The following is a 12,440-nucleotide window of genomic DNA, read 5'->3' as shown; positions in this document are numbered from 1 at the left end:
ACTGGCACCAGCCTGGAACCCGCCTGAATGTTTTCTGAAAGTCACTCGGTCCCGCCGTCGACGTCCGGCAGCAGCGGCAGCCGCACCCGGAAGGTCGCCCCGCCGCCCGGGGTCTCGGCGACCTGCACGGTGCCGTGGTGGGCGGCGACCAGGGCGGCGACGATGGCCAGCCCCAGGCCGGTGCTGGTGATCCCGCTCGCCCGGCGGGTCCGCGCCGCGTCGGCGCGATAGAAGCGCTCGAACACCCGCTCGGCCTGCTCCGGGGTGAGGCCCGGGCCGGTGTCGGCCACCTCCACCACGGCCAGGTTCCCCGGCTCGGTGCGTAGCCGCAGGGTCACCGACGCCTCGGGCGGGGTGTGGGTGAGCGCGTTGGTCATCAGGTTGCCGATGACCTGCCGCAACCGGGCGTCGTCGCCGTGCACCACCAGCTGGCCCGAGCCGGGCTCGATCTCCAGCTCGATCCGCCGGTCGGGGGCGACCACCCGGGCGGCCTGCACGGCGTCGGAGGCGAGCACCGGCAGCTCGACCGGGGCCAGCGAGAGGGGGCGTTCCCGGTCCAGCCGGGCCAGCAGCAGCAGGTCCTCCACCAGCAGTCCCATCCGGGCCGCCTCGTCCTCGATGCGGCGCAGCAGGTCGGCGGTCTGCTCGGGCGCGCGGGCCGCGCCCTGCCGGTACAGCTCGGCGAAGCCCCGGATGGTGGTCAGCGGGGTACGCAGCTCGTGCGAGGCGTCCGCGACGAACTGCCGCATCCGCTCCTCCGAGCGGCGGGCCCGCGCCTCGGAGATCTGCGCGGCGTGAGCCGCGTCCCGGGCGCCGGACTCGGCCGAGCGGGCGGCGGTCTCCGACGCGGCCCGGGCGGTGAAGGCGGCCTCGATCTGGGCCAGCATCGCGTTCAGTGCGCGGGAGAGCCGGCCCAGCTCGGAGGTCGCGCACTCCTGCCCCTCCTCCGGGTCGGGCACCCGTCTGGTGAGGTCGCCCCCGGCGATCGCGGCGGCGGTGCGCTCGATCTCCACCAGCGGCTTGAGGCTGGTCCGTACGATCGCCGCGCCGATCGAGGCGAGCAGGATCAGCACCGCCCCGCCGACCAGGAGGTCTATCCAGACCAGCCGCTTGACGGCCAGGTCGACGTCGGTGAGGTGCTGCCCGACCGCCAGCACGCTGCCGTCCGGCAGCTCGCGGTAGAGCATCCGCCAGCGGTCGTGGCCGTCCTGGGCCCGGACGGTGAAGGGGTCACCCTCCTCGGCCCGGAAGCCGGCCACGTCGGCCGGGATCGGCGGCAGGTCGTCGCGCTCCAGGACCGGGTCGTATCCGATGATCTCGCCGCCGTCGGCGTTGGCCAGGGCGACGACGTAGTCGGTGGGCAGCGAGGCGCGCACCCGACCGGACTGCAGGTCGGGCAGGACCCGGCCGACCTGGACGCTGGCCGCCTGGAGCTCGGCGTCCACCTGGCCGACCAGGTAGTTGCGGAGGAAGTACGTGGTCAGCGAGCTGATCACGACCAGCGCGGCGGCGACCAGCGCCAGCACCGACGCGACCAGCTTGACCCGCAACGGGACGCTACGGAGCTTTCCCTTGGCGTCGTGGAGGACGCTCACGCTGCCGGCTTGCGCAGCACGTAGCCCACCCCGCGCAGGGTGTGGATCAGCCGGGGCTCGGTGTTGTCCACCTTGCGCCGCAGGTACGAGATGTAGGACTCGACGATGTTGTCGTCGCCCCGGAAGTCGTAGTTCCAGACGTGGTCCAGGATCTGCGCCTTGCTGAGCACCCGGTTGGCGTTGAGCATCAGGTAGCGCAGCAGCTTGAACTCGGTCGGCGAAAGCTGCACCCGCTGGCCGGCCCGGTGCACCTCGTGGGTCTCCTCGTCCAGCTCCAGGTCGGCGAAGGTGAGCCGGGAGGGGGCGTGCTCGCCGGTGGCCGTACGCCGTAGCACCGCGCGGATCCGGGCGGTCAGCTCCTCCAGGCTGAACGGCTTGGTGACGTAGTCGTCGCCGCCCAGGGTGAGGCCACGGATCTTGTCGTCGGTGGCGTCCCGCGCCGTCAGGAACACCACCGGGGTACGGGCGCCGCCCTCGCGGAGCATCCGGATGACCTCGAAGCCGTCCAGGTCGGGCAGCATCACGTCGAGGACCACGAGGTCGGGACGGTGGTCCTTCGCGGTGCTCAACGCCGCGCTGCCGCTGGTGGCGGTGGCCACGTCGAAGCCGGCGAAGCGCAGGCTGGCGGAGAGCAGTTCGAGGATGTTGGGATCGTCCTCGACGACGAGCAGTCGCGCCTCGGTCTGGGTAGCGGCCATGCTCGCCATCATCCGCGACGCGGCTGCGCCGGCGCTGGACGCTTCCTGAAAAGACCCTGTGAGCCGGGTCAGCGCAGCAGCCGGCGCAGCCCGTCGAGCGCGCCGTCGAGGACCCGGATCGCGGTTCGCAACTGGTTGTCTGAGAGCCGGTGCGCCCGGACCAGCCCGCCGACCTCCATGGTGAAGGCGGCCAGCCGCTGGTCGAACTCGGTCAGCAGCGGTGAGGCGGCGGGCCCGGGGGCCGGCGGCGGCACCGGTCGGTCCCAGCGGGTCTGCCGGGTCTGCCGGGCCGCCTCGCGCAGCTCGCGCTTGAGGTCACGGACCGAGCCGCGTACCTCGGTCTGGATCTCGCCGGCGAGGGCGGAGAGGTCCTGCACCGAGGCGGTGATGTCGGTCTCCAGGGTGGCCAGCTCGTCGGCGCGTTGCCGCAGCTCCGCCCGGCCGCCCTCGGTGATCTCGTAGACCTTGCGGCCGCCGGCCGCGGTGTGGGTGACCAGCCCCTCCACCTCCAGCCGTTGCAGGCGGGGATAGATGGTGCCGGCGCTCGGGGCGTACAGGCCGAGGAAGCGGTCCTCCAGCAGCCGGATCAGCTCGTAGCCGTGCTTCGGGCCGTCGTCGAGCAGCTTGAGCAGGTAGAGCCGGAGCCGCCCGTGACTGAACACGGCGGTCACAGCAGCTCCTCCTGGTCGTCGTCCACCGGACGGGCGAGCAGCGCGATGCTGCCCGACGTCGCGGAGGCCCAGAGCTTACCCTCGCCCGCCCCGAGGACGCCCTCGCTGTCGCGCACCGCGGCCAGCCCCCGGCTGGCCAGCACCTGGGGAAAGCCGCTGGTGATGCGGCCGGAGGTGGTGTGCAGCCGGACGGCGAGGTCGCTGTCCTCCCGGACCCGCACGGTGATGCTGCCGGAGATCGTGCTGAGCCGGATCTCGCTGCGGCGGGGGTTGTCGAAGTCGCAGGTGATGGCGCCGGAGACGGTGTGCGCGCGGACCTGGGCCGGCGCGCTGTCGGCCAGGATGACCTCGCCGGAGACGGTCTCCAGGGTGACCTCGCCGGCCACCCCGAGCGCCTCGACCGGACCGGAGACGATCTTCGCCGCGGTGGCGCCGCGCAGCCCCATCAGGGTGATCTGGCCGGAGGTCACGTCGGCCCGGGTCCGCCCGCGCAGCCCGGAGGCGACCAGCGAGCCGTCGATCAGCTTGAGGGTGGCCGCCACGTGGGCGGGGACCGCGACGGAGACGTCGACCCGGGGCCACCGGGCCAGTGGGCCGACCCACCGGAACACCTCCGACCAGCGGAACTTCCGCTCCTGGACGATGCTGAGCCGCCCGTCGCGGTGCTCGACGTGGATCGGCCGGCCCTCGCCGCCGGCCTGCGTGATGTCGACCCGGGCCGGGCCGTCGGTGGCGACCACGTTGAGCCGACCGCTGATCAGCCGCACGTCGATCTCGGTGACCGGGTCGTCCAGGGTGAAGCGTCGCGGCTGCTCGACCGTCCAGCTGGTCATGGCGTCCTCCCCTCGATGCGCATGGCCGACGGCCCGCGCTCGGGGGCAGCGTAACGCGATACATCGCGATAGAACAAGACACGTCGCGAGTCGGGTGCGCGTCAGGCCGCCCGGTCCAGCTCCCTTGCGCCTGTCGAGGCACCGAGGTCAGCCGGCGGGGACACAGCCGTCCACCCGGCAGCCGCTGCCCGGGTCGAATCTGCCGCCTGGAGGAGGCCCGGACCGGTCGGCGCGGTCACCGGACGAGACGCGACGGGCCGGGCCGGCACCAGGTGGACCGCCGACTCGGCGGCCCGGGCCAGCCCCCGCCGGTCCGCCTTCGGGGCCGGGTGCAGGGCCGCGGCGACCCGGACGGTGACCACCAGGTCGCGGGCGGCGAGCACCCGGCGTACCGACCGCCAGAGGGTGTCGTCGCCGAGGAAGGCGGCCGCCGTGGTGGCCTCGCCGGTCGCGGCGCAGCGGTAGCCGACGCGCAGCGGCACCACCGGCGCCCCGGCGTCGATCGCCGCCTGGAACACGGCCGGCCGGAACCCCCGCCCAGGCCGGCATTCGCCGGCGGTCCGGGTGCCGCACCAGGTCGTACCCTCCGGGAAGACCGCGACCGGATCACCGGCCCGCAGCGCCCCGGCGATCCGGGCGACGGTCGCCGGCAGCTCGCGGGGCCGGGCCCGGTCGACGAAGAGCGCGCCGCCCGCGCGGGCCAGCACCCCGACCAGCGGCCAGGCCCGGACCTCCCGCTTGGCCAGCATCCGGGCCGGCGTGACGGCCAGCACCGCCAGCACGTCCAGCCAGGAGACGTGGTTGGCGACCAGCAGCGCGCGCCGGCGCGGCGGCCGGCCCCGCACCTCCAGCCGCACCCCGAGGGCGCGCGCCGTGGCCCGCGCCCAGCCGCGCAGCGCGGTCGCGCGCGACGCCGCCGGCAGCACCGGCAGCAGCCCGGCCAGGCCGGCCCCCACCAGCAGCATCCCGAGTACGCCCAACAGCCGGGCCATCCGCCGGGCGGCGGGTACGGCGGGCACCTGCCCCGGCACCGGCAGGCAGTCCGGACCGCAGCCGGAGGTGGGCCGCCACAGCTCGGCGCTCACTCCTGCGCCCCGCCCAGGAAGTGCCGCAGGTAGCGCGGGTTCATCCGGTCCAGGGAGAAGAGCACGTAGAAGTCGGCCACCCCGAAGTCCGGGTCGTACGCCGGCTCCCCGGCGACCCAGGCGCCCAGCCGGAGGTAGCCGCGCAGCAGCGGCGGGATCAGCACCTGCCCGGCGGCGCCGCCCTCGGCGGTGTCCAGCGCGACCGCCCCCGGCTCGGCGAACCAGGGCCGCAGCGGACGGACCCGCAGCAGCGGCGGGGCCAGGTGCCGGGCGCGCGCCCGGGCCCACACCTCGGCGGCGGACCGGCCCCCGTCGCCCACCGGCACCGAGGCGCAGCCACCCAGCCAGCGGGAGCCACGCAGGTGCAGGTAGCGGGTGATGCCCGCCCACATCAGGTTGATCACGGCACCCGAGCGGTGGTCGGGGTGGACGCAGGAGCGCCCGGCCTCCACCAGGACGTCGCGCAGCGGGTCCAGGCAGGTCAGGTCGAACTCGCTCTCGGCGTACCGGCGGTCGGTGCGTCCCGGCGGCAGCAGCCGGTACGTGCCGACCACCGCGCCGGTGCGCTCCTCGCGCACGATCAGGTGGTCGCAGTGGGTGTCGAGGTCGTCGACGTCCAGCCCGGCCCCGCCGGGGCGCAGGGTCGCGCCCAGCTCGGTGGCGAAGACCTCGTGGCGCAGGCGTTGCGCGGCCGCGACCTGGGTGGGGTCGTCGGCGATGAGCAGGGTGTATCCGCTGGTCGTAAGGGGTGCGCCAGCGGCGTGCAGAACGGCCATGGGACCTGTGTAGGTGTCCGGGGTTGCCGGCCGCCCCGGCGAAGGATGTCGATCCGGTGAACGCCGGTCGGCGGTCCGCCCCGAATTGCCGACGCCGGGCCACCTGACCTTTCGCCGGGCCGGCGTGGCAGGCTGCCCGGGCGGACCCGGCAGCGGCGCCGGGCACGACGGAGGTGCGTCGATGATCATCGAGTCCCGGTTCAACGGGCCGCCCGGATCAGGCAACGGCGGGTGGAGCGCCGGGGTCTTCGCCGAGGCGTACGGGGGCGACCGGCCGGTCGAGGTGACGCTGCGCCGCCCGCCCCCGCTGGAGACCCCGCTGACGCTGGCCGACGGCGACGTCCTCGACCCGGCCGGGCAGCTCGTCGCCCAGGTCCACCCGACCGACGACCCGCCCGCGCCGGTCGCCCCGGTCGACCCGGCGACGGCGGCGGCCGCCTCGGCCGCGTACCCCGGCCTGCGGGACCACCCCTTCCCCGGCTGCTACGTCTGCGGCCCGGACCGCCCGGACGGGCTGCGGATCTTTCCCGGACGGCTGCCGGACGGCCGGACCGCCGCGCCGTTCCGCGCCCCCGACCGCGTGGTGCCCGCCACGGTCTGGGCGGCGCTGGACTGCCCGGGCGGCTGGGCGGTCATCGCCCCGGGCCGGCCGTACGTCCTCGGCCGGGTCGCCGCGGTCGTCGACGCACTGCCCCGGCCCGGCGACGAGTGCGTGGTGACCGGCGAGCTGGTCAGCGGCGAGGGGCGCAAGGCAATCGTGCGCACCAGCCTGTACGGCCCGACCGGCGCGCTGCTCGGCCAAGCCCGGGCCACCTGGATCGCGCTGCCCCCGGAACCCACCTCTCGTCCCTGAGGACGACCGCCTCCTGCGTGAGGTGGAGCCCGGACTACGGACCGCGCCCGATTGACCGGGTTGCGCGCCCTTGCCAGGCTGTGCCCCGGCGCTCTGGAGCAACGGCGCCGCACACCGCGGCGCGAGACGCGCCGCCGCACGGGAGGAGCACGATGTCCGACGGGCAGTGGAGCCCCAGCGCCGGGACCGGCCAGATCGTGGTGTCCGGACTGACCAAGCACTACAAGAACGTCCGGGCGGTGGACAACCTGTCCTTCACCGTCGAACCGGGGCGGGTGACCGGCTTCCTCGGCCCGAACGGCGCCGGCAAGACCACCACGCTGCGCATGCTGCTGAACCTGGTCACCCCGACCAGCGGCGACGCCACCGTGGACGGTGTCCGCTACGCCGACCTGACCGACCCGCTGCGGCACGTGGGCGCGGTGCTGGAGGCGTCCAGCGCGCACAAGGGCCGCACCGGCCTCAACCACCTGCGGGTGATCTGCGCCGCGGCCGGGCTGCCCCGACAGCGCGCCGACGAGGCGCTGGCCCTGGTCGGGCTGACCCCGGCCGCCCGGCGCAAGTTCAAGGGCTACTCGCTGGGCATGAAGCAGCGGCTCGGCATCGCCGCCGCGATGCTCGGTGACCCGCGGGTGCTGATCCTGGACGAGCCGGCCAACGGGTTGGACCCGGAGGGCATCCGGTGGATGCGCGGGTTCCTCAAGAGCCTGGCGCAGGAGGGCCGCACCGTGCTGGTCTCCAGCCACCTGCTCTCCGAGATGCAGCTGCTCGCCGACGACGTGGTGATCATCGCCGCCGGCCAGCTGGTCCGGCAGGGGCCGGTCGAGCAGGTGATCGGCTCGATGGCCCAGGGCGTGCGGGTGCGGGTACGCACCCCGCAGGCCGACGAGCTCGTCGCCGCGCTGAAGGCGCAGTCGGCCACCGTGACCCCGGACGAGCACGGCGTCCTGCTGGTGGACGGGGCGGACGCACCGACCGTCGGCCGGGTCGCCCTGGCCGCCGGCGTGGAACTGCACGAACTCACCACGGAACGACCCGACCTGGAACGGGTCTTCCTGGAGCTGACGGCCGGGAAGGCGGGCATCCGATGAACCTGGTCCGAGCCGAACTGCTCAAGATCCGTACGACCAACACCTGGTGGCTGTTCGGCCTCGGCGCGCTGGTCACCCTGGCCCTGGCGTTCCTGGTCAACGCGCTCAACGCGAACCTCACCCTCAGCGGCCCGCAGGACGTGGAGGGCCTGCCGCGGGAGCAGGCCGAGCAGGTCCTGGCCTCGGCGGACGAGGTCTACCAGGCGGCGAACCTGTTCACCTCAGGGCAGTACTTCGGGCTGCTCTTCGTGCTGCTGCTCGGCATCATCGTGGTGACGAACGAGTTCTACCACCAGACCGCGACGACCACCTTCCTCACCACCCCGCACCGGACGGTGGTGGTCACCGCCAAGCTGGTCGCGGCGGCGCTGATCGGCGCGTTCTTCTGGCTGGTCACCACCGTGCTGACCGTGCCGGCGACGCTGATCTTCTTCGCGGTCAAGGGGTGGGACGCGCACCTGGGCGACTGGGACATCACCCGCGCCATCCTGCTCAACCTGCTGGCGTACGTGCTCTGGGGCGTCTTCGGCGTCGGCTTCGGCGTGCTGATCCGCAGCCAGATCGGGGCGACCATCACCGCCGTGGTGCTCTACCTGGTCGGCACGACCGCGGCGAACCTGGTCTTCTTCCTGCTGCAGCAGTGGCTGGAGCAGGACTGGATCAGCAAGCTGGCGGTGATCGTGCCGTCCACCGCGTCCTCGCTGATGATCAGCGGCACCGCACTGCCGGGCAACCCGCCGCAGTGGGTGGGCGCGGTGGTCCTGATCGCGTACGCCGTGGTGACCTCGGCGGCCGGCAGCCTCATCATGCGGCGCCGCGACATCGCCTGAGCGGTACCCGGGCGACGGCCCCGGCGGTGGCGGTGACGTCACCGACCGGGGCCGGCCCTAACAGGAGTCGACGCGACACGCAGCGTTTACCGAACTTCTGGCATCTTCTGTGAAACGGGCCACCCGTCGGAGGCGGAAATGCCTGCGGCATTCGTACGGCGTAGCCTGGGAGCCGTCTCCCGTGCGCCCGTAACGGGCACGGGTGCCGACCGCGTGACATACGAACCCGCGTGAAAGAGGCGATTACCGGCCGTGTCGACCCAGCAGACTTCGCAGGAGAACCCACTGGCGGGTTTCGGCCCGAACGAGTGGATCGTCGAGGAGATGTACCAGCGCTACCTCGCCGACCCGTCGAGCGTCGACTCGGCCTGGCACGACTTCTTCGCCGACTACCGGCCGGCCCCGGGCGCCGCGACGCCGCGCCCCGCCGAGGAGAAGGCTCCCGCCAAGGCCGCCCCCGCCGAGCCGGCCGGCCAGCCGGAGGCCGCCGCGACCGTGACGCAGCCGGCCGCGCCCGCCAAGCCGGCCCCCGCCGCCAAGGCCCCCGCCAAGCCGGCGCCGGCCAAGGCCGCCCCGGCCAAGCCGGCCGCCAAGGCGCCGGCCGTGAGCGGCGCGGGCACCACCCCGCTGCGCGGCGTGGCCGCCAAGATCGTCCAGAACATGGACGCCTCGCTGGCGGTGCCGACCGCGACCAGCGTGCGCGCCGTCCCGGCCAAGCTGCTGGTCGACAACCGCATCGTGATCAACAACCACCTCGCCCGCGGGCGCGGTGGCAAGGTCAGCTTCACCCACCTGATCGGGTACGCGCTGGTCCGGGCGCTGGTTGAGCACCCCGAGATGAACAACTCCTTCGCCGAGGTCGACGGCAAGCCGGCGATGGTCCGCCCGGAGCACGTCAACCTGGGCATCGCCATCGACCTGGCCAAGCCGGACGGCTCCCGCAACCTGGTGGTGCCCTCCATCAAGGCCTGCGAGCAGATGGACTTCCGGCAGTTCTGGCAGGCGTACGAGGACGTGGTCCGGCGCGCTCGCCGCAACGAGCTGACGATGGAGGACTACGCCGGCACCACCATCTCGCTGACCAACCCGGGCGGCATCGGCACGGTGCACTCGATCCCCCGCCTGATGCAGGGGCAGAGCGCCATCATCGGCGTCGGCGCGATGGAGTACCCGGCGCCGTACCAGGGCATGAGCGAGACCACCCTGGCCGAGCTGGCGGTCAGCAAGATCATCACGCTGACCAGCACGTACGACCACCGGATCATCCAGGGCGCGCAGTCCGGCGAGTTCCTCAAGGTGATGCACGAGCTGCTGCTCGGTGAGCGCGCCTTCTACGACCAGATCTTCACCTCGCTGCGCATCCCGTACGAGCCGGTGCGCTGGGTGCGGGACGTCGCGGTCGACTCCGAGGGTCAGATCAACAAGACCGCGCGGGTGCACGAGCTGATCCACGCGTACCGGGTGCGCGGCCACCTGATGGCCGACACCGACCCGCTGGAGTTCAAGATCCGGAAGCACCCGGACCTGGACGTCCTCCAGCACGGGCTGACCCTGTGGGACCTCGACCGGGTCTTCCCGGTCAACGGCTTCGCCGGCCGGCAGCGGATGAAGCTGCGCGAGATCCTCGGCGTGCTGCGTGACTCGTACTGCCGCCGGGTCGGCATCGAGTACATGCACATCCAGGACCCGGAGGAGCGCCGCTGGATCCAGGAGCGGATCGAGCGCAAGTACGAGAAGCCGCCGGCCGACGAGCAGAAGCACGTGCTCAACCGGCTCAACGCCGCCGAGGCCTTCGAGACCTTCCTGCAGACCAAGTACGTCGGGCAGAAGCGCTTCTCGCTGGAGGGCGGCGAGTCGCTGATCCCGCTGCTGGGCGAGATCCTGGAGTCGTCGGCCGAGGGCGGGCTGGACGAGGTCGTCATCGGCATGGCCCACCGCGGCCGGCTCAACGTGCTGGCGAACATCGTCGGCAAGCCGTACGAGAAGATCTTCTCCGAGTTCGAGGGCCACCTGGACCCGCGCTCGACCCAGGGCTCCGGCGACGTGAAGTACCACCTGGGCCAGAACGGCAAGTTCACCACCCCGGGCGGCGAGCACGCGGTCAAGGTCTCGCTGGTGGCGAACCCGTCGCACCTGGAGGCCGTGGACCCGGTGCTGGAGGGCATCGTCCGGGCCAAGCAGGACCGGATCGACCTCAAGCTGGAGGGCTACACCGTGCTGCCGCTGGCGGTGCACGGTGACGCCGCCTTCGCCGGCCAGGGCGTGGTCGCCGAGACGCTCAACCTCTCCCAACTGCGCGGCTACCGCACCGGCGGCACCGTGCACGTGGTGGTCAACAACCAGGTCGGCTTCACCACCGCCCCGGAGTACAGCCGCTCCAGCCTCTACAGCACCGACGTGGCCCGGATGATCCAGGCGCCGATCTTCCACGTCAACGGCGACGACCCCGAGGCCGTGGTCCGGGTCGCCCGGCTGGCCTTCGAGTACCGGCAGGCGTTCAACAAGGACGTCGTGATCGACATGGTCTGCTACCGCCGGCGCGGGCACAACGAGGGCGACGACCCCTCGATGTCGAACCCGGAGATGTACAAGATCATCGACTCGAAGCGCTCGGTCCGCAAGCTCTACACCGAGGAGCTGATCGGGCGGGGTGACATCACCGTGGAGGACGCGGAGGAGCTGCTGCGCGACTACCAGGGGCAGCTGGAGCGGGTCTTCAAGGCCACCCGCGACGCCGCCACCACCCCGCGCCACCTCGGCCGGCCACGCCGGGAGGAGGAGCCGGAGCCGCAGGTGGAGAGCGCCACCGACGCCGCCGTGGTCAAGGCGATCGGCGAGGCGCACGTCAACCTCCCCGAGGGCTTCACCCCGCACAAGCGGATCCAGCAGCTGCTCGACCGGCGGGCCAAGATGTCCGTCGAGGGCAACATCGACTGGGGCTACGGCGAGATCATCGCGCTCGGCGCGCTGCTGCACGACGGGGTCACCGTCCGGCTCGCCGGGCAGGACTCCCGCCGCGGCACCTTCGTCCAGCGGCACGCCTCGATCGTGGACGCCAAGACCGGCGACGACTACCTGCCGCTGAAGTCGCTCACCGGCGACGGCGAGCGGTCCCGGTTCTTCGTGCACGACTCGCTGCTCTCCGAGTACGCCGCGATGGGCTTCGAGTACGGCTACTCGGTGGAGAACGTCAACGCGCTGGTCTGCTGGGAGGCCCAGTTCGGTGACTTCGTCAACGGCGCCCAGTCGGTGATCGACGAGTTCATCTCCTCCGGCGAGGTGAAGTGGGGCCAGCGCTCCGCGGTCACCCTGCTGCTGCCGCACGGCCACGAGGGCCAGGGCCCGGACCACACCTCGGGTCGCCCGGAGCGGTTCCTCCAGCTCTGCGCGGAGGACAACATGCGGGTGTCCATCCCGACCACCCCGGCGAACTACTTCCACCTGCTGCGTCGCCAGGCCCTGTCGCCGAAGCGCAAGCCGCTGGTGGTGTTCACGCCGAAGTCGCTGCTGCGGCACAAGCTCTGCGTCTCCCCGGTGGAGGACTTCACCACCGGCACCTTCCAGCCGGTGCTGGCCGACACCGCCGCCCCGGCGCCGGAGCAGGTGAAGCGGGTGCTGCTCTGCTCGGGCAAGGTCTACTACGACCTGTTCCAGGCCCGGGCCCAGCGCGGCGTCACCGATACCGTGATCCTGCGGATGGAGCAGCTCTACCCGCTGCCGATCGAGGAGATCCGGGCCGCGCTGGCGCAGTACCCGAACGCCGAGGACTTCGCCTGGGTGCAGGAGGAGCCGGCCAACCAGGGTGCCTGGTCGTTCGTCGCGCTCAACCTGCTGGAGCACCTGGCCGACGTCCGGCTGCGGCGGATCTCCCGCCCGGCCGCGGCGGCCCCGGCGGTCGGCTCGGCCAAGATGCACGAGGTCGAGCAGACCGCGCTGATCGAGGCGGCCCTCCCCCGCCCGTGACCTGACCGCACCGCCGAGACCCGGGGCAGCGCCGTCCGCCGACGG

10 protein-coding genes are annotated in these 12,440 nt (G+C 72.9%); 4 read left to right on the top strand and 6 right to left on the bottom strand.

Annotation, left to right across the window (positions count from 1 at the left end; translation table 11 throughout):
• Positions 1 to 41: 41 nt before the first annotated feature.
• The 6 genes from GA0074696_RS08025 to GA0074696_RS08000 form a co-directional block, all read right to left on the bottom strand.
• Positions 42 to 1,595, bottom strand: coding sequence for a sensor histidine kinase (locus GA0074696_RS08025; RefSeq protein ID WP_088960501.1), 1,554 nt, complete (start codon positions 1,593 to 1,595; stop codon positions 42 to 44).
• Positions 1,592 to 2,293 (bottom strand): response regulator transcription factor, encoded by a 702-nt coding sequence (locus GA0074696_RS08020; protein WP_088964429.1) that lies wholly within the window; start codon positions 2,291 to 2,293, stop codon positions 1,592 to 1,594. Before GA0074696_RS08020 ends, GA0074696_RS08025 begins: the two co-directional genes overlap by 4 nt.
• A 68-nt stretch (positions 2,294 to 2,361) precedes the next feature.
• Positions 2,362 to 2,964: a PadR family transcriptional regulator gene (locus GA0074696_RS08015; RefSeq protein ID WP_088960500.1), complete on the bottom strand. Its 603-nt coding sequence runs from the start codon at positions 2,962 to 2,964 to the stop codon at positions 2,362 to 2,364.
• Positions 2,961 to 3,797, bottom strand: coding sequence for a DUF4097 family beta strand repeat-containing protein (locus GA0074696_RS08010; protein ID WP_088960499.1), 837 nt, complete (start codon positions 3,795 to 3,797; stop codon positions 2,961 to 2,963). The genes GA0074696_RS08015 and GA0074696_RS08010 overlap by 4 nt, the downstream gene beginning before the upstream one ends.
• Positions 3,798 to 3,898: 101 nt before the next feature.
• Positions 3,899 to 4,882, bottom strand: coding sequence for a lysophospholipid acyltransferase family protein (locus GA0074696_RS08005; protein WP_231925301.1), 984 nt, complete (start codon positions 4,880 to 4,882; stop codon positions 3,899 to 3,901).
• Positions 4,879 to 5,658 carry a GNAT family N-acetyltransferase gene (locus tag GA0074696_RS08000; protein ID WP_088960498.1) on the bottom strand — a complete coding sequence of 260 codons (780 nt, stop codon included), beginning with the start codon at positions 5,656 to 5,658 and terminating at the stop codon, positions 4,879 to 4,881. Before GA0074696_RS08000 ends, GA0074696_RS08005 begins: the two co-directional genes overlap by 4 nt.
• A 181-nt stretch (positions 5,659 to 5,839) precedes the next feature.
• Between GA0074696_RS08000 and GA0074696_RS07995 the strand changes: the two genes are divergently transcribed.
• The 4 genes from GA0074696_RS07995 to GA0074696_RS07980 all read left to right on the top strand — a co-directional run bounded on the left by GA0074696_RS07995 (position 5,840) and on the right by GA0074696_RS07980 (position 12,395).
• The gene (locus tag GA0074696_RS07995; RefSeq protein ID WP_088960497.1) at positions 5,840 to 6,511 is read left to right on the top strand and encodes a hypothetical protein; all 672 of its coding nucleotides are present in this window, start codon (positions 5,840 to 5,842) and stop codon (positions 6,509 to 6,511) included.
• 152 nt (positions 6,512 to 6,663) lie between these two features.
• A complete protein-coding gene (locus tag GA0074696_RS07990) occupies positions 6,664 to 7,602 on the top strand; it encodes an ABC transporter ATP-binding protein (protein ID WP_088960496.1) in 939 nt (312 codons plus the stop codon).
• The gene (locus GA0074696_RS07985; RefSeq protein WP_088960495.1) at positions 7,599 to 8,432 is read left to right on the top strand and encodes an ABC transporter permease subunit; all 834 of its coding nucleotides are present in this window, start codon (positions 7,599 to 7,601) and stop codon (positions 8,430 to 8,432) included. Before GA0074696_RS07990 ends, GA0074696_RS07985 begins: the two co-directional genes overlap by 4 nt.
• Positions 8,433 to 8,684: 252 nt before the next feature.
• Positions 8,685 to 12,395, top strand: a complete 3,711-nt coding sequence (locus GA0074696_RS07980) for a multifunctional oxoglutarate decarboxylase/oxoglutarate dehydrogenase thiamine pyrophosphate-binding subunit/dihydrolipoyllysine-residue succinyltransferase subunit (RefSeq protein WP_088960494.1) — start codon at positions 8,685 to 8,687, stop codon at positions 12,393 to 12,395.
• Positions 12,396 to 12,440 lie beyond the last annotated feature (45 nt).

This window comes from Micromonospora purpureochromogenes, from assembly GCF_900091515.1.
GTDB classification, from domain to species: domain Bacteria; phylum Actinomycetota; class Actinomycetes; order Mycobacteriales; family Micromonosporaceae; genus Micromonospora; species Micromonospora purpureochromogenes.
Note: the sequence above shows the minus strand (reverse complement) of the source record. Positions and strands in the feature narration are given on the sequence as shown.